Source organism: Mesorhizobium sp. M1217, from assembly GCF_040318275.1.
Taxonomy (GTDB): Bacteria; Pseudomonadota; Alphaproteobacteria; order Rhizobiales; family Rhizobiaceae; genus Mesorhizobium.
Genome location: NZ_JAMYMA010000001.1, coordinates 286,337 through 307,508 on the forward strand (window position 1 = coordinate 286,337; position 21,172 = coordinate 307,508).

At 59.5% G+C, this 21,172-nt stretch carries 20 protein-coding genes and 1 pseudogene; 12 read left to right on the forward strand and 9 right to left on the reverse strand.

All coding sequences use genetic code 11. The features are described from left to right. Positions 1 to 157: 157 nt before the first annotated feature. A pseudogene (locus NKH37_RS01510) lies at positions 158 to 450 on the reverse strand (thiolase family protein); the annotation flags it as partial. Here NKH37_RS01510 and NKH37_RS01515 point away from each other — a divergent pair. After that, complete coding sequence (locus NKH37_RS01515) at positions 434 to 838, forward strand: hypothetical protein (RefSeq protein WP_353004419.1); 405 nt, start codon at positions 434 to 436, stop codon at positions 836 to 838. The pseudogene NKH37_RS01510 and the gene NKH37_RS01515 sit on opposite strands and share 17 nt — an antisense overlap. Before the next feature lie 30 nt (positions 839 to 868). Then, the gene (locus tag NKH37_RS01520) at positions 869 to 1,096 is read left to right on the forward strand and encodes a KTSC domain-containing protein (protein WP_353004417.1); all 228 of its coding nucleotides are present in this window, start codon (positions 869 to 871) and stop codon (positions 1,094 to 1,096) included. An 858-nt stretch (positions 1,097 to 1,954) separates the two neighbouring features. Here the strand turns inward: NKH37_RS01520 and NKH37_RS01525 are convergent. Beyond that, on the reverse strand, positions 1,955 to 2,980 hold the full coding sequence (locus tag NKH37_RS01525) for a LacI family DNA-binding transcriptional regulator (RefSeq protein ID WP_353004416.1): 1,026 nt from the start codon (positions 2,978 to 2,980) through the stop codon (positions 1,955 to 1,957). A gap of 264 nt (positions 2,981 to 3,244) precedes the next feature. Between NKH37_RS01525 and NKH37_RS01530 the strand changes: the two genes are divergently transcribed. From NKH37_RS01530 to NKH37_RS01555, 6 genes are all read left to right on the forward strand, one after another. Beyond that, positions 3,245 to 4,216: a sugar ABC transporter substrate-binding protein gene (locus tag NKH37_RS01530; RefSeq protein WP_353004415.1), complete on the forward strand. Its 972-nt coding sequence runs from the start codon at positions 3,245 to 3,247 to the stop codon at positions 4,214 to 4,216. Positions 4,217 to 4,319: 103 nt separating this feature from the next. Next, positions 4,320 to 5,276: an ABC transporter permease gene (locus NKH37_RS01535; protein ID WP_353040760.1), complete on the forward strand. Its 957-nt coding sequence runs from the start codon at positions 4,320 to 4,322 to the stop codon at positions 5,274 to 5,276. After that, positions 5,276 to 6,070 (forward strand): ATP-binding cassette domain-containing protein, encoded by a 795-nt coding sequence (locus NKH37_RS01540; RefSeq protein WP_353004412.1) that lies wholly within the window; start codon positions 5,276 to 5,278, stop codon positions 6,068 to 6,070. Before NKH37_RS01535 ends, NKH37_RS01540 begins: the two co-directional genes overlap by 1 nt. Then, a complete protein-coding gene (locus NKH37_RS01545) occupies positions 6,070 to 7,044 on the forward strand; it encodes an ABC transporter permease (RefSeq protein ID WP_353004410.1) in 975 nt (324 codons plus the stop codon). The genes NKH37_RS01540 and NKH37_RS01545 overlap by 1 nt, the downstream gene beginning before the upstream one ends. Positions 7,045 to 7,054: 10 nt before the next feature. Next, positions 7,055 to 8,065, forward strand: a complete 1,011-nt coding sequence (locus tag NKH37_RS01550; protein WP_353004408.1) for a Gfo/Idh/MocA family oxidoreductase — start codon at positions 7,055 to 7,057, stop codon at positions 8,063 to 8,065. Positions 8,066 to 8,077: 12 nt separating this feature from the next. Beyond that, on the forward strand, positions 8,078 to 9,037 hold the full coding sequence (locus NKH37_RS01555) for a sugar phosphate isomerase/epimerase family protein (protein WP_353004406.1): 960 nt from the start codon (positions 8,078 to 8,080) through the stop codon (positions 9,035 to 9,037). 622 nt (positions 9,038 to 9,659) lie between these two features. On the opposite strand, the gene NKH37_RS01560 is transcribed toward NKH37_RS01555, so the two are convergent. Both NKH37_RS01560 and NKH37_RS01565 read right to left on the reverse strand, forming a co-directional pair. Then, a complete protein-coding gene (locus NKH37_RS01560) occupies positions 9,660 to 10,661 on the reverse strand; it encodes a LacI family DNA-binding transcriptional regulator (protein WP_031193584.1) in 1,002 nt (333 codons plus the stop codon). 35 nt (positions 10,662 to 10,696) lie between these two features. Beyond that, entirely contained in the window at positions 10,697 to 11,149 is a 453-nt protein-coding gene (locus NKH37_RS01565; protein WP_353004295.1) for a VOC family protein, read from the reverse strand. 266 nt (positions 11,150 to 11,415) lie between these two features. Between NKH37_RS01565 and NKH37_RS01570 the strand changes: the two genes are divergently transcribed. From NKH37_RS01570 to NKH37_RS01585, 4 genes are read left to right on the forward strand one after another with little or no spacing between them, the layout of a single operon-like run. Further along, a complete protein-coding gene (locus NKH37_RS01570; RefSeq protein WP_353004293.1) occupies positions 11,416 to 12,312 on the forward strand; it encodes a carbohydrate ABC transporter permease in 897 nt (298 codons plus the stop codon). Continuing rightward, positions 12,313 to 13,233, forward strand: a complete 921-nt coding sequence (locus NKH37_RS01575) for a carbohydrate ABC transporter permease (RefSeq protein ID WP_353004291.1) — start codon at positions 12,313 to 12,315, stop codon at positions 13,231 to 13,233. It begins immediately after the preceding gene. Between the two features lie 2 nt (positions 13,234 to 13,235). Continuing rightward, on the forward strand, positions 13,236 to 14,339 hold the full coding sequence (locus NKH37_RS01580) for an ABC transporter ATP-binding protein (RefSeq protein WP_353004289.1): 1,104 nt from the start codon (positions 13,236 to 13,238) through the stop codon (positions 14,337 to 14,339). Positions 14,340 to 14,358: 19 nt separating this feature from the next. After that, positions 14,359 to 15,624 carry an ABC transporter substrate-binding protein gene (locus NKH37_RS01585; protein ID WP_023717677.1) on the forward strand — a complete coding sequence of 422 codons (1,266 nt, stop codon included), beginning with the start codon at positions 14,359 to 14,361 and terminating at the stop codon, positions 15,622 to 15,624. Positions 15,625 to 16,221: 597 nt separating this feature from the next. Here NKH37_RS01585 and NKH37_RS01590 read toward each other — a convergent pair. From NKH37_RS01590 to NKH37_RS01610, 5 genes are all read right to left on the reverse strand, one after another. Continuing rightward, on the reverse strand, positions 16,222 to 17,259 hold the full coding sequence (locus tag NKH37_RS01590) for a phosphatidylglycerol lysyltransferase domain-containing protein (RefSeq protein WP_353004287.1): 1,038 nt from the start codon (positions 17,257 to 17,259) through the stop codon (positions 16,222 to 16,224). A gap of 265 nt (positions 17,260 to 17,524) precedes the next feature. Next, a complete protein-coding gene (locus NKH37_RS01595) occupies positions 17,525 to 18,247 on the reverse strand; it encodes a glycosyltransferase (protein WP_352587205.1) in 723 nt (240 codons plus the stop codon). Between the two features lie 89 nt (positions 18,248 to 18,336). After that, positions 18,337 to 19,128: a glycosyltransferase family 2 protein gene (locus NKH37_RS01600; RefSeq protein ID WP_352844043.1), complete on the reverse strand. Its 792-nt coding sequence runs from the start codon at positions 19,126 to 19,128 to the stop codon at positions 18,337 to 18,339. 113 nt (positions 19,129 to 19,241) lie between these two features. Continuing rightward, on the reverse strand, positions 19,242 to 20,411 hold the full coding sequence (locus NKH37_RS01605) for a glycosyltransferase family 4 protein (protein WP_353004285.1): 1,170 nt from the start codon (positions 20,409 to 20,411) through the stop codon (positions 19,242 to 19,244). Positions 20,412 to 20,509: 98 nt separating this feature from the next. Next, positions 20,510 to 21,151, reverse strand: coding sequence for a sulfotransferase family protein (locus NKH37_RS01610; protein WP_023717682.1), 642 nt, complete (start codon positions 21,149 to 21,151; stop codon positions 20,510 to 20,512). Positions 21,152 to 21,172 lie beyond the last annotated feature (21 nt).

Below are 21,172 nucleotides of genomic sequence, written 5' to 3' on the forward strand. Positions count from 1 at the left end.
ACAATATTGGATACCAATCTCGTATTTTTTGCAACCCATGTTGAATTTTTTTTTCCATTTCATCCTAAAATTCGTTGCCAGATTGCCAGCGCCGTCGACTCGCTCGCGTGGAGAGCGCGCTGTTAGTTCCTGGCAAGTATCCGCATACAAAGTGCATGATCGCGCGCGCGGCCGTCATGACGGCATCCATGTCCGAGCTGCAGAGCCGGTCGATCGTGGTTCCCGGCACCTCCTTGGGCAGATCGGCGAGCAGCAGCGACATCCGCTCGACGTTGTCCTCCCCCGCATGGTTGGCGCAGTTGAAGATGACGTCGTCGATCGCGCCGAAATCGACCTGGCGTGGTGCTCCATTAGGGCCTTCAGCGGCACCGCTCCCAGATCATCCGGACAACGACCCGCCGACCGGCCGATCGGCGTACGGACATAGCCGCAGATGAAGGCTTCGCGCATGATTTCCTCCAGACGTTGCCAATGGCTCAGCCGAGCCGGGCGGGATCGCCGCGGCAGCCGGCGCGCGCGACGATGTCGCGCATTGGAGCGCGATCTCGCGGCCCGGTCCCGCTTGCTCGACTACCGCTTTTGGTGCGATGTCTTTCACCTGCTGAGAAAAACCAAACTGACGGAACTTTTACCAGACCAGCCGTGTTCGGTGGGGATGACAAGAATTGCGGACCTTGGACCACGCATTTCCGGCAAGCCCTACGGCAAGAAGCCGACGAACGGGCACGACCATTTCCACACGTGCCCAATTTGCGGCCAGCAGGTAGACCGTCGCGACTTCCGGCAGGTCATGTGGCACGAACAGGCGGATCACGAGCCGCTTGAATTGGATAACTAGGAGCGAGGCGGTTGCCGAAGTACCTCTACCATGCCGTCGACATCAATCAGCAAGTTCGACTATGACCCAAACACTAGGGTTCTCTCGGTCTGGTTTGTGGCCAGCGGGAAGCATTATCAATTCTTGGACGTGCCGGTTGAGGCCTTTGCTGCGTTCAAATCTGCCTTTGCAAAGGGCCGCCATTTTAACAGCCACATCCGCAATCGTTATGCATTCCGGGTCGCGCCAGGGAGGGCAGTAGGTTCGACGGGCAATTGACACAATTTCGAACCCGAAGCGGCCCGCGCCACCCCAGGAAGGAAAGCGCGGGCTCGACCGTTGCCGTCGGTCGGCAGCGGGAAGGCTTCCACACCGATCGCTGCGATCGCCCTACTTTGCCATTTACGCGTTGTTCCTAAGTGCTCGGGCTGTTGGCGGTGGCGGCAGTGACTGCCTTCCTGGCGCCGTCGGGCGCGCAATGCAGCGATGACGCACCAGGGGCCAGGTCAGCCAAAAGCGGCGCCAGCGGTTGCCGGGCGGCTTGCCGGCGTCGCGTCGGTCATCGACGGCGATACGATCGAGATCCACGGCCAACGCGTCGCTTCAACAGCATAGACGCGCCCGAGAGCCGCCGGCTTCGTAAAAACGCGAGCGGCGCCGACTATCCCTGCGGCCGGAGATCGGCGCTCGATACGTTCCTAGCCGCCTCGAGGCCAGTCGAGAGCACATTCGAGCTCGTGTGGCTTCGTTGCGCCTGGAGTTCAGCAATCCCTAGATGACCGAGGATGCTACCTCCCATCCGCCATTCGTGCCCCCTTCCCCGAAATGCGCCAGTTTCTTGCCCAAGTGCCCAATAGCTCCCGATGAGTACAACGACAGTACAACTTAGAGGGATTGATTCCGCTAAGTGATTGAATAGACGTTGCTTTTCGCGACGTCCGTCCAATCCATCATGGGGGCTATGGCTAGTCTATGTGATTGATATTGCTTCATTGTTCTATAGTCTCAATTGGTTAACTTGCACCGAGTGCAGACAAATGTACGACACAATGCGACGCTTTTCGCCACGTTTCGATGGCTGAGTGCACGCGGAGCACACACGAAAAATGTGGAGCTGCTATTGATGCGGCCATTGATTCATGGACCGCAATTGTATCGCGTATGCACCAATATTTGCGAATGGGACGGCTCAGCTGTCACGCCGTTCAAATTGTCCTTTATCCATCTCGCCGCTGAGGCCAATTCACTGACAAAGTCGTGGGAGATGACGTAGTCCATGATCCCGGTTTCAAGCAGACTGCGGGAATGGTTCGTCAACTCGTGGCCCACGAATACTGTCTGATCAGCCTTACCTGCGGTCTCCAACGCCTTCGCAACGCCGCGATTTGCGCCGGCGACGTTGTAGATAGCCGCTGGGTGTCCATTCACTTCGAAGTAACGGGTCAGTTGCTCGCATGTGCTCTCCGGCCGATCGTCCGAAATCACACGTTCTTCTATCTTGAGATAGGGAAAATCGGAGCGCAGGACTCTGCGAAACCCCATCTCGCGCTCCTGTTGACACCGGAATGGCACGCTCATGACAATCAGGATGCTGTTGCGTTCCTTGGGTAGGGCATTGCCGATCAGCAGGGCAGCTACGCTGCCAGCGGCATACTGGTCATTGCCGATATACGCACTGCGTCTGGAACTCGGCAGATCGGTGGTAAGGCAGACGACTGGAATTCCGGCGGTTTGCAGTTTTCTTATCGCACGGTTGATAGCGGGATGTTCTCGAGCGATCACAACAACACCATCACCGCCACTGCCCTCCTGTTCCAGTTGGCGTGCGAACGAGATCGGTTCCAACTCGCTTGTTGTAACGTAAACGCCTTTGATCTCCACCCCCGCAACTGTTCGATTGACCTCCTCGGCCGCGGAGGCGATCGCAGCATTGAACGTTTCACCGGAATCACAAAATAGCCGGATCTGAACAGGCACATCACTGTCGGCGGTGTCGTTTCTCAGTTTTTCCAGCGCTCCTAGAACACGCGCCCTTGTTCGTTCGCGCACGCCACTACGGTTGTTCAGAACCCTGTCGACCGTCGCAGACCCAACCCTGGCCAGGCGGGCGATCTCATGAACAGTTGGGCCTCTCCATGTCCGGTTTGGCGGGTGATCGACCAATGGAAACTCCTCATCATGATGTCAAATACATCATCGAGGAAGTGGTCGCTTCTTGCAACTGCAATGTTTTGAAGGGCTTGCACTATAATTGTGCGCCGCAGCGGAAGTTGATGCTAATGCCATCGCAGATTGGCTATCATCCGCCTTGAATGATGTGACCTCAATCGGAATAGTCACATCGACTTAACGGAGGGAGGAGCCCCCATGAACTTGAGAAAATTAGCGATGCTTTCTGCCGTGTTGGCCGCCGGCGTCGTTGCTAGCGTGGCCGATGCGCAGGACAGCGGCAAGCAATACCGCTTCGTCATGGTCTCTCATATCGGATCGAACGATCCGAACATGAATTGGCTGACGTTGTCGCTCAAGGAGTTCGAGAAGAAGTACCCGAACGTCAAGACCGAGTACATTTCGACCAATAATTACTCGGTTCAGGAGCACGTTCGTCTTCTTGAGCAGGCGATCGCGACACATCCAGATGGCATCGCCGTTCCGATCGTCAGCTCGGACGCTTTTGAGGGGCCTTTGCGCAAGGCGATCGAGGAAGGCATCCCGGTTGTAGCCTTCAACATTCCCGACAGCCGGCCTGCAGGCGAGCGCATTCCCTATCTGACCTATGTCGGCGGCGACGAGTATCTCACTGGCAAGAAGCTGGGCGAGTACGCGATCGAGCAGGCGAAGGAGGGCAAGATCCCGACGCCGAAACACATCGTTTGCGCCAGCCATGATTCTGCCCACCAGGGTCTGAAAGCGCGCTGCAAGGGCATGAAGGATGCTATGGAGGCGGTTGGCGCCAAGTTCGATGAGCTGTTTATCGGAGCGGAGCCCGCAACAGCTCGCAATACGCTGCAATCGTTCCTGCAGGCCAATCCCGACACGAACTACATCTTTACCGTTGCCGGCTGGTCCTCACCTTGGGCCTGGGGTGTGGCAAACGAAATGAAGCTCGATCCCGATGTCGACGACAAGGGCATGACGATCCTGACCGTGGATGAAGGTCCAGTCTCGATTGAAGGCGTGAGAGCGGGCCACGTGCTGGCGACCAACAGCCAGGGCTTCTGGCTGCAGGGTTATGAGCCGATGGAGTGGCTCTACTGGAACAAGGAATTCGGGTACGCCCCTCAGAGCGATATCCTGACCGGCCCCGTCATCATCAACAAGGACAATGCCGATCAGTGGGCCAAACAGGTTCGCACCGTGTTCGGCGACAAGGCGTACGACGAACAGAACACCTGGTAAGGGTTCCTCCCGAGAGGGGGCGGCCGAATTCCGCAAGGGTCCGGCCGCCCCTATTCGTTTTCGCGGTCAATGCCGCGCGCTGAAACCGGTGAGTCCAAGTGTCATGAAATATCTTGTGCGAAGCCAAGGCTTCGGCGCGATTGTCGGCGTCACCGTCATGCTTATCGTGTTCACCCTGATCGACTTTTCAGGCTGGTGGACCATTCAGACCGTCTCCAACGTGACGCAGTTCGCGTCCATCCTCGCCTTCGTGGCGATGGGCCAGGCCCTTGTCATCATGACCAAGGAAATCGATTTGTCGGTCGGTTCTGTCTATGGGCTGACGGGGGTAGCCTTCATTACCCTGGAACCGACCCTCGGTGTAGCTGGCTCCCTGATCGTCGCGATCGGCATTGCCGTGCTCGCCGGGTTTCTTCAGGCTGTCGCCGTCGTCAAGGGACAGTTGCCGTCCATGATCGTCACGCTGGGCGGTCTTTTTACCGCCCGCGGTATCATCTACGTCTGGACGGGTGGATCTGTTCACAATTTTTCGCCGCCGGCACGCAGCCATCCCCTTACCCGCCTGCTCGGCGGCGAACTCTTCGGCATCGAAGCCGCCACCTACTGGCTGGTCGTGGTCGCGGCAATCCTAAGCCTTCTGCTTTGGACGACGCCGTTCGGTAACCGGCTTCTGGCAACGGGAGGCAGTCTGGAAAGCGCTGAATCTCGCGGTGTGCGCACTGAGCGCGTCAAGATCGCCGCCTTCATCCTTTGCTCATCGCTGGCTGGCTTCGCCGGGATCCTGACCTTGTGCAACCAGCCGCAGACCCATGTCACGCTTGGCGAAAACATGGAGCTTGAGGCAATTTCCGCCGCGGTCATCGGCGGCTGCCTGCTGACCGGCGGGCGCGGTTCGATCCTCGGCGCCATTCTCGGAGCGCTCATCGTCGTGAGCTTCCGCTACGAACTGATAGCACTTGGCGCACCGTCTTCCTGGTACGTCAGCTTCGTCGGCGTCGTGCTCATCGTGGCGGTCATCTTCAACCAGAAACTGGCCCGTTTCCTCGGGCACAGCGTTTGATGCGGGAGGACGCTCAAATGACGAAGAATCACCCCCTTATTCAGGTCAAGAACGTTGACCTTCACTTTGGCGCCTTTCACGCGCTCAAGCACGTGTCGGTGGACTTCCGTGCCGGGGAACTTGTCGGGCTCGTCGGCGACAATGGCGCCGGCAAGACAACGTTAATCCGCGTTCTTTGCGGCATTTACGCGCCGACGTCCGGAGAGGTCTTTTTCGACGGCAAGAAGGTCGAGAGGTTTCACCCGAAGCTCGCTATCGACCAGGGTATCGAGACGATCCAGCAGTCCGTCGGACTTTGCGACAATCTATCGATTGCCCGCAATTTTTACCTCGGGCGGGAACCGGTAAAGCGCATTCTTGGCATTCCCTTCCTCGATTTCAGCTTGATGCGCGAGAAGTCCAGCCGGGTGATCCGGCAGTTCGGCCTTCGCGAGAGCGTATCTGCCGACGACGAGGTGGAACGCCTTTCCGGCGGAGAGCGTCAGTCCGTTAAGATCGGTCGGGCCGTCGAGTTCAAGAACCGTGTCGTCATCATGGATGAACCGACGAACCACCTGTCGGTGCGCGAGCGCGAGCACGTCAACGAGCTGGCGGTCCAACTCAAGGACCAAGGCCTGCTCGTCATCTATATCACCCACGACATCTTCCAGGTGCACAAACTCGCGGACCGCATAGTCATTATGGAAAACGGCGAAAAGGTCGCCGACGCTTCCACGGATTCCATGACCGCCGAGGAGCTTGAAGAAGTCATTCGGCAGGGTGGCCGCGTGGTCGAAAGGCGGGAGACTATCTGATGGCAATGTCGGTCGCCAAACCCCTCATTCGGCGTCATGCGGAGATTGGCATCTTTCTGATCGGCGCGATTCTGATCGCGATATTCGCCTCAACCTCGGACGGCAGATGGGCCAACATCGACAATATCGGCACGATCCTTCAGGTGACGGCAACGCTGGGGCTGATGAGTCTTGGCGTTGCGTTGGTCATCGGCACGGGAGAGATCGACATTTCGGTCGGTTCGACCTTCGGCATGGGCGCGCTGGCCTATCTCTGGCTCGCCGCGAACGTCGATCCCTCGCTCGCCGCCTTGGCCGCGATTGTTGTCGGCGCCGCAATCGGTCTTATCAACGGTCTGCTCGTTACCCGTACGGAGACGCCGTCCCTCATCATCACGCTCGGCACGCTGATGATCTTCCGCGGCATTGCCATCGCACTGACGGAAGGATTCTCGTTTTCGATTCCCTATGCGGCTCGCAAGGGATGGACGTACTGGATTCTCGGCGGAGGTGATTTCCTTCACTTCAACACCGCGCTGTACTGGTTGATTATCGTGCTCGTCATTCTGATGGTGATGCTGAAGGCAATGCCTTTCGGCAACCGGCTGCTCGCGGTCGGCGGTTCAGTCGAAAGCGCGCATTCCCGTGGCGTCCGCGTCGATCGGATCAAGCTTTCGGCCTTTGTCCTTTGCGGCACGCTGGCGGCCCTTGCGGGAACGCTCGAGGCAGGCAAACTCGGTTTCGCGGACGGCTCCATGGGACGTCTCATGGAGCTGCAGGCCATCGCTTCCTGTGTGCTTGGCGGATGTCTGCTGGCCGGCGGACGGATTTCGCTTCCAGGAGCACTCATGGGAGCCTTCGTCCTGTCGTCCATTCAATCCTACCTCGTCGTCAACGGCGTGCAGCCACAATGGTTCGTGCTGCTTCTGGGCGTAATCGTTGTGCTTGCGGCTTATGGAGACAAGTCTCTTCGCCGGTGGGCTCTCAGAAAATAGGGCATTATGAATGTCAATCAGAATAGCGATCATCGGCGCGGGCATCATGGGCGCCGACCATGCCCGGATTGTCGCCGAAGACCTGCCGGGGGCAAACCTGCAGGTCGTGTGCGACGCCTCACCAGAGCGGGCCCAAAAAGTGGCAAGGGATTGCGGCGCGACTGATGTGGCCACGGATCCCGTGGAAACCATCCAGCGCAGCGACGTTGACGCGGTGCTCATTGCCAGCCCGGACGAGACCCATGCGCCCCTGTCGCTCGCCGCGATCGAAGCAGGAAAGCCGGTCCTGTGCGAAAAGCCGTTGTCGCAAAGTTCGAAGGAGTGCCTGGACGTGATCGACGCGGAAATATCGCGCGGCCGGCAGTTCGTCCAGCTCGGTTTCATGCGCCGCTTCGATCCATCTTATCGGGACATGAAGGCGTCGCTCGACGACGGCTCGCTTGGCCGGGCGATCATGATGCATAACTTTCACCGGAACGTGGAAGCGCCGGCGAATTTCACCGGCCAGATGGCGATCACCAATTCCGCGCCGCATGAATTCGACATCGCGCGCTTCATACTGGGCGCCGATCATACTGCGATCTCGGTTTTTCAGCCGGGAGGCGTCGACGCTTCGACGACTGGAGCGCCGGTCTTCATGGTTCTCGAGACAGACAATGGTCAGCTCGTCAATGTCGAGATCAACAACAACGCCGCCTATGGCTATGACGTGCGCGGCGAGCTCGTTGGCGAAAAGGGATCGATCTTTCTAAATGTGTCCGCCCCCACGCGGCAAAACGGCGCTCTCATGGTCTACGAGCGCTATGCACCGGATTGGCGACCCCGTTTTGCAGAAGCCTACCGGCTCCAGAACAAGGCTTTCCTTCACTTCGTTCGAACGGGGAAATTCCCGGCCGTTGCCTCAGACGCTTGGGATGGCTACTGCACTGCTCGGGTCGCCGAAGCCGGCGTTGAGGCCCTCCAGAAGGGTCAACGCATCACCATTGCGAGGGCGGAAAAGCCAGCCCTGTACAACCGGTAAGAGGAAAGAGATATGAAACTGGGCTTCGTTTCCGACAGCCTCGGCGGCACGACATTCGATGCACTTCTCGACCATGCCGCACGCCTTGGCGTCTCTGGTGTCGAGGTGAACACAGGCGGCTGGTCGACCGCGCCGCATTTCGACCTGAAGACGATCAAGGCGAGCCCGGATGCGCGCCGGACCTTCGCCAAAGCCTTCGAACGCCGTGGCCTCGAAATCATTTCGCTCAACGCCAACGGCAATCCGCTACATCCAACGCAACCCGAACAAGGTGAATGCCTGAAGGACACAATACGCGTCGCCGGCGAGATGGGAATCACGACTGTCTGCACGATGTCTGGCCTGCCGGCGGGACGCAAGGATGACCTCATGCCGAACTGGGTAGTCTCTTCTTGGCCGCCGGAGACGCAAGAGATCTTGCGCTACCAGTGGGAAGAGAAGCTTTTGCCTTTCTGGGCGGAGATTGCGAAACTTGCCAAGGAATGCGGGGTCGAACGCATCGCGCTGGAACTTCATGGAAACCAGTGCGTCTACAACGTTCCGTCGCTTCTAAAGCTCCGAACGGCTGTCGGTCCCGTCATCGGTGCGAATCTCGACCCGTCGCATCTGTTCTGGATGGGCGCGGATCCGCTCGTTGCGGCCGAAGCACTCGGTGAGGCCGTCTATCACGTCCATGCCAAGGACACGATGCTCAACACTCCAGTGCAGGCGAAGACCTCTCTGCTCGAAAATGGCTCACTGATGGACATCACCTCCCGCAGCTGGTCTTATATCACGCTCGGCTTCGGCCACGGCGAGCAGTGGTGGCGGCAATTCTGCTATCGCCTGAAAATGGCCGGGTATGACGGCTGGCTCTCGATCGAACACGAAGACGTTCTGCTCAACAGCCTGGAAGGCCTGGAAAAGTCGATCGCGCTGCTTAGGGCTGTCATGCCCGTCGCAGCGAGTGATTTCAGGCTACAGGCCATATAATGGGCGACACACGGTATTGCGTTTCACGACCACCGGTCATCCTGACCTAACCATTTCCCCGGCGACTCGGCGTTGCTGGAAGCGACCGTTCTCCGCACATCCGACCGAAGCAACAGACACCTCGCAATCCAAAGGCCGGTGTGTTCGGAAACCACGAGCGGATTTCTAGCTTTCGCAAAACCCACCTCACGCAAGTTGCTTCGAAGTCTCGGACGGTTGGTCGTGGGCGACCGAGAACCGTGGGGTGGAAACGGCCACCGCCTCGCAGAAACGAAAATGGAAGAGAAGCAGAACTTTCGTGTGCAGTTTTTGCACACGACATCCAATAACTATCTGATTTTGCTCACGTATTTGTCCAATCCATCATCGGCGCCACCGCAAGTCTGTGGCGTAACATATTCATTTCATTATCTTCTTAATGTCTCTGTCAGACCAATTTGGCGAGGATGCCCACCCAAACGTAACCGAATTTACGATTTTGCCGCCGCAACTGAAAGCCCCTCAGCTACATCAATCTTTCGCTGCACACGTCGGGCGCACGAAACCGGTGAGCAACGTCCGCTCCGCCACTGCGCATCGCGCTGCCACGCTGGTCGTGTCTGACGATCGAACGCGCCGTGCCTCAGGTGGATTGGCGGATCACCAGTTCCGGATCGATCAGCGTCACGATCGGCGTCGGTAACGGCTTGCCGATCATCGACAGGATCCGCTCAACCGCATGGCTGCTGACCTCGGCGGCGGCATAGTTGATCGATGTGATCGGCACCGAGCTGAAGTCCGCCGCTTCGGTGTTGTCATAGCCGACGATCGCCAGTTCGCCGGGCACGGAGACGCCCTGCTCGCGACACCAGCGCAACGCTCCAATGGCGAGCGAATCGGTCGTGGCAAACAGCGCCGTCGGCCGCTGCTTCGGCTTCATTGCCTCGCCGATCGCCTGAAAACCGTCGGTCGCCGAATGGCCGCCGGGCTTGACCACGACGAGCGCATCGGCGGGAAGCCCTGCCTCGGTCACGGCGCGAAACGCGCCGTCATGCTTTTCGCTGTTGCCGAGCAGCTGCGCCGCGTCGAGCATGGCGATGCGACGATGGCCGCGCTCGATCAGGTGCCGGACCGCCTTGTAGCCGCCGCTGCGGTCGTCGATCGCCACCACGTCGAGGCCGGCAACCGGAATATCGGCAAGCACCAGTGCGGGATATCCGACCTGACGCACCGCGCGGATGTGGTCGAGCCGGTCGTGGTTGGTCGGATAGATGAGGATGCCGTCGACCTGCCGCGAGCGGAACACGTTCAGCGCACTCCACTCCTTGGCGGAATCGTGGTCGCTGGCGGCCAGCATCAGGGAATAACCACGCTGGGCGAGCTCCCTCTCGAGGAAACGCGACACCAGCGTCAGCGTCGGGTTCATGATGTCGGTGAGCACCAGCCCGATCGTCCGCGTCTCGCGGCTGACCAGCGCCTGCGCGATGGTGTTCGGAAAATAGTTCAGGCTCTGCGCGGCCGACTGGATACGGTCGCGCGTTTCCTCCGGAATTCGCAGACTGCCGCGCAGCGCCAGCGAAACGGTGTTCGCCGAGTAGCCGGTGGCCACCGCGATGTCCTTCAGTCGGGTACGGGTTCTCTGCAAGATCTCGTCACATTGGCCATGTTGCCTGAGAGGACTTAAGCCGGCAGCAATCCCTCTTCGCGCAACCGTTTCAGACCCTTGTACTGAAGGCAATCGGCGTGCATCTCCATCAGCTCGATGCGATTGCCGTCAGGATCCTCGATCCAGGCCTGGCGGTTGCCGTCGAGCCCGTCCTTGATCTGTGCGGTCAGCTTGATGCCGTTGGCCTCGATCGCCGGGCAGAAGCTGTCAAGATTGTCGATCGTCAGGCACATGTGATTGACGCCGTTGGCGTTCCAGCCGGGAGCGCGATCGTTTTCCGCGCCGGGAAATATCTCCAAGAACACCTCTTCCGTGATCCTGAGATACACCAGCCAAGTGCTGCCGTCCTTATTATTGTGAAGGCGCAGCATCTCGGGAAAGCCGAGCTTGTCCCTATAGAAGGCGAGGCTGGCGTCCAGGTCCTTCACCTTGATGGCGGCGTGGCCGAAGCCGGTGATCCCTTTCATGACGTTTTCCTCCCGATAGGTCGAATTTCGTATGAGCGTTAATATCGCCTTTGCTCCCCGCCGCGCGCTTTGTCAATATGAGTTCTCACCCGCCAAAGCGCGGGTTTGCTGCGCTGCAGCGTCGTTTTCTCGAATGCCCGGTGCCATTTGATCCCGATTTGCTTGTTACTGTTGACAGAGCGATATCGTCATGATTGGTTTAACGCTAATATGAAAATTGCCAGGGCCGCGATCGGCTAAGGCAGGCCTTCGAGGGAGGAACCCGAATGGCGCTCAGGTGGAGCAAGGTCTCGCCGCAGCTTGCGCTGATTCCTGCGCTCACGGTCACCCTGGTGGCCTTCGCCGGCGCCATCGGATGGACGATCTGGATGTCGTTCACGCGTTCGCGTCGTTTCCCTGACTACGCGATCGACCCCGCAGTTTGGGCGCGCCAGTATGACCGGCTTTTCAGCGACGGCGTCTGGATGACCTCGCTCCGGAACGTCGTCGTCCTGGCGATCGGGAGCGCGCTCGCCATCGTGCTGGGTTTCATCCTGGCTGCGATGATCGAGAAGGAAAAGCGCGGCGAAAGCTTCTTCCGGACGATTTTTCTCTATCCGCTCGCGGTGTCGCTGATCGTCACCGGCATCGTCTGGCGCTGGATGTTCAACCCGGCCCTCGGTGTCCAGAACTTCCTGCACCAGCTGGGCTGGGAAAGCGCTAATTTCAACTGGCTGGCCGATCCGGCCACGGCAATCTACGGCATCATTCTCGCCTCGATCTGGCACGGGCTCGGCTTCTACATGGCGCTGATGCTGGCCGGCCTGAAGTCGATCAACACGGAAATCTGGAGCGCCGCCAAGCTCGACGGCGTGAGCTTCTGGCGGCTCTACGTCGAGATCATCATTCCGATGCTGAAATTCACGTTCCTGACCTGCGCGATCCTGCTGTCGCTCGGCGTGGTCAAGACCTACGACATCGTGCTCGCCATGACCAATGGCGGACCCGGTACGTCAACCTGGACGCCGGCCTATTTCGTCATCAACGCCTATTCGACCCGCTCCAACATCGGTTACGCGTCCGCCTCAGCAGTCATCATGCTGTTGATCACGGCTGCCGTCTTCCTGCCGCTGATGCTGGTCACCGCCTGGCAAGTCCGCCGTCGCCAGGCCGCCGCCGTATGAATGCCGTGTCCGCTTACGAGACATCAGCGGCCGCGCGCATCGGCGGGCGCGTCTACCCCCGTAGGCGCCGGCCGCATCAAGGGAGCGTCGATCGCCGTCCTCGTGTTCCTCGCCATGTGCGCGGCCTTCATTTCGATCCCGCTCTACGTGGTGATCGTCACCTCTTTCAAGACAATGGACCAGATCGCGCTCGGCGAGGTCTTTTCGCTGCCGACCACCTGGACATTCGAAGGCTGGTGGAAGGCCTGGGCAGAAGTCTGCTCGGGCATGACGTGCGAGGGTGTCAGGCACGGATTCTTCATCTCGCTCGCCATTCTGTTCCCGAGCCTGTTCCTGTCGATCGCCCTGGCGTCGGTCACCGGCTACGCGCTGGCTCTGTGGAACGTCCGCTGGGCTGGCCCCTTTCTGTTCGTATTGTTCATGTGCGCCTTTGTGCCGTTCCAGATCATCATGATCCCGTTGGTCGCCCTGACCGCCTCGCTCGGCATCTACGGCACCATTTGGGCGATCGCCGTCATCCACGCCGTGCTGGCGATGCCGCTGCTGACGTTGATCTTCCGCAATTTCTACAAGGACGCGCCGCCCGAGATCATCAACGCGGCGATCATGGATTCCGGTAGCTTCTGGCGCATCTTCGCCGAGATCATCCTGCCGATGTCCGGCAACATCATGATCGTCGTGCTGATCCTGATGATCACCAGCGTCTGGAACGACTTCCTGATCGGGCTCACCTTTGGCGGCATGGGCGCCCAACCGATGACCGTCATCCTGGCCAACACCGTCATCACCGAGCGCGGCGAGGTCCACTACAATGTCGACATGGCCGCAGCTTTGCTGACGGCCATCCCGCCGCTGGTGGTCTATTTCGGGCTCGGCAAATTCTTCGTCCAGGGCATCACCGCCGGAGCCATCAAGGGATAGCCGTGCCGAAGGTCGAATTCAAAAATATCGTCAAGCAGTTCGGGCGCGTCACCGTGCTCGAGGATCTCGACCTCACCGTCAATGACGGCGAGTTCCTGGTGCTGCTCGGCCCGTCCGGCTGCGGCAAGACCACATTGCTTAACCTGCTTGCCGGCCTGCAGGAGGTGACCGCAGGCTCGATCACCATCGGCGGCCGCGATGTCACCGATCTCGATCCCAAGGACCGCGGCCTGGCCATGGTGTTCCAGTCCTATGCGCTCTATCCGACAAAAACGGTGCGCGGCAACCTGAAGTTCGGCCTCTCGGCGCAACGGCTCGACCGCGGCGAGATAGAGCGGCGTGTCGCCTGGGCCGCACAGCTGTTGCGTATCGAACCGCTGCTCGACCGCCGTCCGGCGCAACTGTCCGGCGGCCAGCGCCAGCGCGTCGCCATCGGCCGCGCGCTGGTGAAGAATGTCGACGTGTTCCTGTTCGACGAGCCGTTGTCCAACCTCGACGCCAAGCTGCGCACCGAGATGCGTCTGGAGATCAAGAAGCTCCACCACGACCTCAAGAAGACGGTCGTCTACGTTACCCATGACCAGGTCGAAGCGATGACTATGGCGACGCGGATCGCTGTAATCGACGGCGGCGTCATCCAGCAGATCGGCACGCCGGACGAGATCTACGAGCGGCCGGCCAACCTCTTCGTCGCTCGTTTTGTCGGCTCGCAGCCGATGAACGTCTTCGAGACGACGATCGATCTCACCGGCGACCGCGTCGTCGCGACCCACCGGTCGACCGGCGTCGAGATGGACCTGTCCGACTATTCCTTCATCAGGCAGCCGGCCACGGGCATGAAGGTGCTGGTCGGCTTGCGGCCGGAGCATTTCTCGATCGGCAGGCCGAATGGCGGCAAACCGGCCGCCATCTTCGACCTGCCGCTGCGCTACAGCGAAAAGACCGGTAGCGACGGTACCGCCTTCTTGGCGGCCGCCGACGAGCTGCTGGCTGTGCATGTAGACCATTCGCAGATCGGCGCGCTGCGGGACGGCGCCAGCGTCAGAGCGATCTTTCCGGCCGACCGGTTCAATCTTTTCGACGCCGAAACTCGGAGTCGGATTTAACATCAATAGGGAGGAAACGATGTCCAGAAGACTGACGTCCAAGAGACTGCTGGGCGCATTTGGACTGGCGCTGGCGATCGGCGCCGCGCCGTTCGCCAGCGCCGCCGCCACCGAGCTCAAACTGTTCCATACATGGTCGAATGAGAGCGAGATCGGCGCGCTCAACGCGATCGTCAAGGCGTTCGAAGCGAAAGGTAATAAGATTACCGAGATGGCCGTGCCGCACGAGCAGGCCGGCTCCAGCCCGCTGGTCAGCCTGATCGTCGCCGGCACACCACCCAATTTGTTCATCAACTCCGAGCCTGGCCTTTATCGCGATCTGACCAAACGCGGACTGGGCGAGCCGCTCGACGCCTATTTCGACAAGATCGGGGCGACGCCGAATTTTCCCGAAACGGTTTTGAAGTCAATCAAGGTCGACGGCGAGATCCGCAAAATCCCGACCGGCGTCCATATCGACGGGATGATCTACTACAACAAGAAGGTCGCCGCCGAGGCCGGCGTCGACCCGACCAAATGGGCCTCGCTCGACGATATGTTCGCCGACATGAAAAAGGTCCAGCAGGCCGGCTTCACCTTCATCGGAGTGGGCGGCAACACGTTTCAGGCCGGCTATCTCTTTCATGCCCTGGTCGCTGCCGTCGCCGGCCCGGACATATACAACCGCTTCTATGGTGAAACGCCTGACAAGACTGTGTTCGACGAGAAAGGCCTGCGCGACGCGATCGACATGTTCCGCAAGATCACCAGCCAGGCCGACGCGGGCTGGGTGAACCGGCAATGGAACGAGACGACCAGCACGGTCATTTCGGGCAAGACGCTCATGCAGATCCATGGCGACTGGATGAAGGGTCAGTGGAAGGCCAACAAGAAGGTGCTCGGCGAGGATTTCGGCTGCATCAACATTCCCGGCACCAAGGCGCTATCGGTGACGGTGGATGCGTTCGGCATCCTCGGCGGCCAGCCCGATGACGTGCTCAAGGCAGAGCTCGACTTCGCCGGTACCGTCGTCGACCCCAAGATCAACGCCGAGTTCGCTTCCATCAAGGGATCGAGCCCGGTGCGCCTGGACGTTCCGACCGACAAGCTCGACGCCTGCAACCAGCTCGTCCTCGACTCGCTGAAAAAGCCCGGCTTCAGCGTCCAGAATCCTTTCAACATATCCGACACCGACTGGCTGAACTCGGTGTGGAATACGATGTACACATTCCAGGGCGACCCCGACATGACGGTCGACGACGTCATCGGGGATTTCCGCAGCGAATACGCGGCGGTCTTCCCGTAATATTGGTTGAGTCCGCGCCGCCCACCTGCCTCGCGAGTTCGTCGAAGGACGATACCCTCTCCCGTGAACGGGGAGAGGTTGATCGATCATTTGGCCAACTCAACGCGCCGCCACTAACCCACGGGAAAACATTTTGCGCAACAGACGGCGGGGGCAACTCCTGCATCCATTGACAGTCGTCATGCTCGGCTGGAGAATGAAGAAGGTCAACGGCGATAGCCATGCGGGAAGGCAATGGTCCAACCGCCAGATACCGGACACCGTCCTGGCAGCGTCGTCGCGGTCATCGTCATTTGTTTGATCATCGTCGCTTTGTTCTTCATAGGCTTCAGATACTCAAGGCCAGGCCAAGGTACCCTCGTTATTCCTGGCGGTACGCTGCAGCAACCGTGAATCCGACCCCTTGGCGCTGATGCGGAGCCGTTCTCGGGCTACCAAAAGTGCCCCGGCGGGACTGGGGACGACAGCAAGAACCGTCCGGCGCTTCGCGGCCGGTCTTTTGCATCCCGCCGCGGCCTTCCTTTCCCACCTAAACAACCAAGCCTGGCCGGTGTGAGGTCGACATACTGGGAGACGACGAGCCCCATCCACCAGGCACTAGACGGCCCTGATCAGCCGGAGCAGAGAAAGCGCCTCGAAAAAGGTCCCCTTGCGAAAGGCGAGATAGGTCGGCTCTTCGACACCGTGGAACCGGCGCTTGAAGGCCGCCTGCCCCTGCAGGTTGAAGCGGGTGCGATTGACCCACGGCGATTCATAGGCGCGCTGGAAAGCGCACCGCCAGAAATCGCTTTCGACAAACCCGCTGGGTCCGATTTCGACCAGCGGCGACAGGCCGAGGGTAACGACGGAAACACCTTCGTTGCGAAAGCGGTCGACCGCAAATTTGGTCAGGCCGATCTCGGCATGCGCCGAGGTATCGATGTGCTTGCGCTTGAACGAGGTGGTGTAGCCGATGACCTTGCCGTCACTGAACAGCGGATCGAAATCCAGCAAGGCCACGAGCTCTCCATCCGGACCGTGCAGGACGAAGCGGCGCATGTCGATGCCAAGGTGATCGGCAAAGGGCCTGTTGAGAAACCTCATCTCCCAGCGCTTGACGATGCGGTCTGCCCGCCAGTTCTGGGAGAGCCTGGCAATCTCGTCGAGGAAGACGGTCCCGTTGTCCTCCGCAAAGGAAAACCCCTTCCTCAAGAGCCAACGTTCGGAATAGCGCACTGTCTCATTGCGCCTTCCGGAAAAGTCGTGGCCGGGCAGGACAAGCCTGGTGTCGACGCCAAGGCGGTTGACCTGATAGCCAAGCCCGGCAAGCACGCGCGCCGTCTGTTCGCCGATCTGCACGAACCACGGGCTGCCTGCAACCTCGACGAAACGTTTGATATAGTCGCGCCGATCGGCCGGGGCAGCCATTGGATCACCGAGCGCGAAATGATGTCGCGTTTTGCTGCCGTAAGCGATGTAGCCCTGGGCATCGCCGAAGTAATGAAGCCCCTTCTGCACGGCGGCCGAATAGGCAAGGGAAAAATCACCATGGCGACGGACCAGCGCCAGGCGCTCGACATGGTTCAGCTGCAGCCGCGGTATTTTAGGCCCGCGGTTTTCCAAGAAACGATCGAGGCGTCTTCGCAGTGACGGCATGGTCGACTTTCGCGTGCCGGCTAGGCCGATGAAAGAGCTGACGGACCCCAGACCGATCATATTGCCGCGAGCTGATCCTTACCTGGGTGCGGCATCTTATCCGGCCTGAGCTGCCAGATTTAGGCACAATCCGTCCCCGGTCCCGCCCCAAGGCGGCACCACGCATTGTTGTCGACGCCTAGCGTCTGACGGCTGGTTGCTGCGCTCTTCGCGACACGAAATCGATGCCACTTCGGAAGCGCTCACCTGCCAAACACGATGCCGCTTATCGAACTGCGCTCTGAGAAGATTGTGCTTGATCTGAAGCCAGGAATTCGTCGCGTTCTGCTATCCACAAATCGGCATAGTCGACATTCTGCCACTCGGCAAACCACGGGCCGCCGCTCGTATAGTGGACCGCCTTAGGTGTGCCGACAGCAGGCTTTTCGTTCCAGCCTTCGAGCCAATTCCACTCTACCGGCAATGAGCCCAGATCTTCGTCGGCAACCCACTGCATTCGGTGAAGATAGGCGCCACTTTCCTGGTTCACGACCTCTGGCGTGAGCGATTTGACCGAGGGATGCGCGCAATTGAACAGCATCAACGACGACCAGTTTTTCCGAGGATAGGATGTCTGGACCACGCCATCCATCTTGGTCGTGGCCTTCGGCGTATAGTCATGCTGGACGCAATAGACCGCCTTGTCCGAGTCCGTATATTTCAGCAGGCCTGCGACGTCACCGAGCCACAGGAAATCGCAATCGCAAAACAGGGCCCAACCCGTGTAGCCGGCGAGGAAGGGCGTCAGGAAGCGCGTGTAGGTGAACTCCGTTGAGGCGAGCGGATCTTTTTCCCGCCAATACAGCTCGCGGGCACGCATCTCGTCCTGCTTGATCGGAATGACGGAGACAGGCGCCGACGCATGTTTGAGCAGCGAGTGGCGCGCGACGTCGTACGCGATCGGCTCACGGCTGTCCCATCCGATAAATACCCTAAACGCATCAGTCATATTCACTACCCTAGCTTTCGATTTAAACGGTCGTACACTAACTAGTTGGCGATGGCTCGGCAACAATGGCAGTCGCCCAAGCCGGTTTCTCACAGATTTGTCCTGGCCTCGGTCTTGCTGGTTCGGGTGGAATTGGCCTCGCTCCCCAATGCCACACGCGCCCATTTCTGATAGGTGTAGCTGGCGGAATAAGCGGCAACCATCGCCCCAGTGGAACCGTCCAGAAATCCCAGCCGGAAAACATAGCTTCGCATATAGGCCCAGACGGAGCGCAAAACCGCCTTGCCTATCGAGCTTTTTTTGCCCTCGGCAAGCAGCCGCGCGGCGGACGCTTCCGCATACCGGCCAATCTTGTCGTGGGCATCCGCCAAGTCGGCGATGGAGTCGTGCTCGATCGGCTGGGACAATCGCCCGACCTTCCCGTTCACCACTACTTTCTCGTGCACGGTGTCGTCGCTGAAGCGCCCGGAGCGGCGACGAAATAGCCTGAGCACCAGATCGGGTGACCAGCCGCCATGGCGGACAATATGCCCGCAAAAGCGCGATCTTCTCGGTATTTCGAAGCCGTCATAGCCTTTTGGGTCGGCGATTGCGGCTCTGATTTCCGCACCGAGCGGCGCCTCCACCCACTCATCGGCATCCAGCGAAAGGATCCAATCCCCCGTTGCCGCGGCAAGCGCACGGTTTTTTTGCGCGCCGAAACCGGGCCAATCAAGGGTCATCAAAACCTTGGCTCCGAGATCACCGGCAATGTCCCTGGTTCTGTCGCTGCTGTCATTGTCTAGAACGACGATTTCGTCAGCAAAATCCACCGAACGAAGGCAGCGCGCGATGGACGCCTCCTCATTGCGGGTGATGATAACGACCGAGAGCACCGGCACGGTCAGAAGGTTCCGGCATCAAAGCTGCCGCTGTCATTCGAATGTATCTGCAGCATCGGCTCCCGGCCTGTTAGCGCACTGAGGGTACTAACCTAATCCAACAAAGTCGAAAATCATTTCAGATCAAGGCTTTCATACAGCGCCATCATTCGCTTTATCATGAGGTTGAAATCATAATGCTCGGCCGCCGCTCTCACCCGGGTCGCGGTCTCAAATCGTGACGACAACTGCAGCGCGTGCGCGAGCCCTGCAGCGAGGTCGCTTTCGCTGGCCGCGTCGCAAACAAGCGTCGGCTCGAACCGCTCGACAAGCTCGCGCGCTCCGCAGCCGGTGCTTACCACAGCGGGCAAGCCGCTGGCCATGGCCTCGATCACCACTGTGCCGAAAGGATCATAGATGGAAGGCAGCACGGCAATATCGGCCGCGCCGTACCACGGCAACATGTCCTTTTGCGGCCCCAGCATCTTGAGCCTTGCGCCGAGACCCAGCCTGTCACCAGTCTGCCTGAAGGCGTTGGCGCGCGAATCGTGGCCGACGACCCACAATTCCAGCTCGCCATCGAGCCTGGCGACAGCCCTCATCAGTGCAAGAAGCCCCTTTCGCGCAAAGCCCGAGCCGACAAACAGGACGACCGACCTGTTATCGTCGACGTCGAGCCGCGCGCGGACCGCGGTCCGATGCTGTTGGCGCAGTTGCGGATTGAAGCGGTCGAGGTCCACGCCGTTGGGGATATGGTGCACATTTTCCGCCGGATAATCGTAGTGACGGACAATGTCGTCTGCGACCATTTTCGAAATCGCAATGACAGCTTTGAGCCGTGGGCTGGCATAGGTTGCGCGCTCGAGGCGCAGCGTCTGGCGGTGAAAAGGGCTCAGCGCCATTGCCGCCCTGCCAAGCCGCGTCTGGAAACGCCGCCGCTCGGCAAGATAGGCGGCATGAACGCCCTCCCCGGCCCGGAAGACATCGCAGCACGGGAGGCGATCGTTGCTCTGCACCAGCGCCCGTGGCATCTCGGCGATCTTGCGGCAGGCGGCTTGAGCAAAGGACGTCGCCCGCAGCGAACGCGGAAAGCGGCGGCCGGCGCAATGGATGAACTCTATCCCTTCATTACGCGGCCAGTCGCCGGAGAGCACGGCCACCGGCCGCTGACGCGCCGCGAACGCGGCCATGATGTTTTCCAGCATGATCTCGCCTCCACCGAAAGGCGCATAACGCTGGCGCACGAACAGGATCGGCACTGTCGGTTCGGCTTGGACCTGCCGATCATGCTGAGACAGAGCCATTTGACCTCGCTACGCCGTGAAGATTTGCACATGATCGACTGGAGTGTCGTTTTCCTGAGGTAGACTGTGCGCCGCCGAGCAGAAGCCGCGCATTGCCGTCAGTAGCCGAAAGCCTCAAAATCCTCGGCATAGAGGCTAGAGACGATCCCGCGCGATCTCTTATCATAGTAATCGTCGGCCTTGCTCGTCGCATCCGTTCGGCTTTGGCTGCGGTGGATGGTGTTGCTGATTTGCCTGCCGCCACTGATCCGATCCCACACCTTTTGGAAGTCCTCGGCGAAATTTTCGACACGACCGATAAAATCAAACTCGGACGTGGGCATGACAAGCGACGATGTCTGCGGAGCCCAATGGAGGTCCGCATACAGCCAGCCATCTTCCAGGAGATCACAAAATTCACAGAAAGTCGGGATATTGCCGCGCTTACCGATGTTTTTCTTTCCCGTCGCGACCTTATCCAAATAGGCCGACAGCACGCGGCTGTAGGGATTCCGCACAAACGTGAACGCGAACACGTTCGAAATCGAATCAACCTGATCGACGGTCAATTGCGACGGACGCAACAGGGTGTCGCTCTGCAGCAATTGTTTCTTCGCGCCGGCGAGCTGGAACTTTTCGCGAAATTTAAGCTGGGCCAAGTTTATTGTGACCGTAGAGTTGGCCGACTTCGCAATGCGATTGTAGAAAAATCCGTGATCGGGATCAAACAATCCTTGCCGATCGGCGGTCAGTATCGTCAATTTGCCGCCATACGGGTATCG

Coding starts and splice junctions, on each gene's coding strand:
- NKH37_RS01515 (WP_353004419.1), top strand. CDS start 434: ATGAAGGCTTCGCGCATGATTTCCTCCAGACGTTGCCAATGGCTCAGC.
- NKH37_RS01520 (WP_353004417.1), top strand. CDS start 869: ATGCCGTCGACATCAATCAGCAAGTTCGACTATGACCCAAACACTAGG.
- NKH37_RS01535 (WP_353040760.1), top strand. CDS start 4,320: ATGAAATATCTTGTGCGAAGCCAAGGCTTCGGCGCGATTGTCGGCGTC.
- NKH37_RS01540 (WP_353004412.1), top strand. CDS start 5,276: ATGCGGGAGGACGCTCAAATGACGAAGAATCACCCCCTTATTCAGGTC.
- NKH37_RS01545 (WP_353004410.1), top strand. CDS start 6,070: ATGGCAATGTCGGTCGCCAAACCCCTCATTCGGCGTCATGCGGAGATT.
- NKH37_RS01550 (WP_353004408.1), top strand. CDS start 7,055: ATGTCAATCAGAATAGCGATCATCGGCGCGGGCATCATGGGCGCCGAC.
- NKH37_RS01555 (WP_353004406.1), top strand. CDS start 8,078: ATGAAACTGGGCTTCGTTTCCGACAGCCTCGGCGGCACGACATTCGAT.
- NKH37_RS01565 (WP_353004295.1), bottom strand. CDS start 11,149: ATGAAAGGGATCACCGGCTTCGGCCACGCCGCCATCAAGGTGAAGGAC.
- NKH37_RS01570 (WP_353004293.1), top strand. CDS start 11,416: ATGGCGCTCAGGTGGAGCAAGGTCTCGCCGCAGCTTGCGCTGATTCCT.
- NKH37_RS01575 (WP_353004291.1), top strand. CDS start 12,313: ATGCCGTGTCCGCTTACGAGACATCAGCGGCCGCGCGCATCGGCGGGC.
- NKH37_RS01585 (WP_023717677.1), top strand. CDS start 14,359: ATGTCCAGAAGACTGACGTCCAAGAGACTGCTGGGCGCATTTGGACTG.
- NKH37_RS01590 (WP_353004287.1), bottom strand. CDS start 17,259: ATGCCGTCACTGCGAAGACGCCTCGATCGTTTCTTGGAAAACCGCGGG.
- NKH37_RS01595 (WP_352587205.1), bottom strand. CDS start 18,247: ATGACTGATGCGTTTAGGGTATTTATCGGATGGGACAGCCGTGAGCCG.
- NKH37_RS01605 (WP_353004285.1), bottom strand. CDS start 20,411: ATGGCTCTGTCTCAGCATGATCGGCAGGTCCAAGCCGAACCGACAGTG.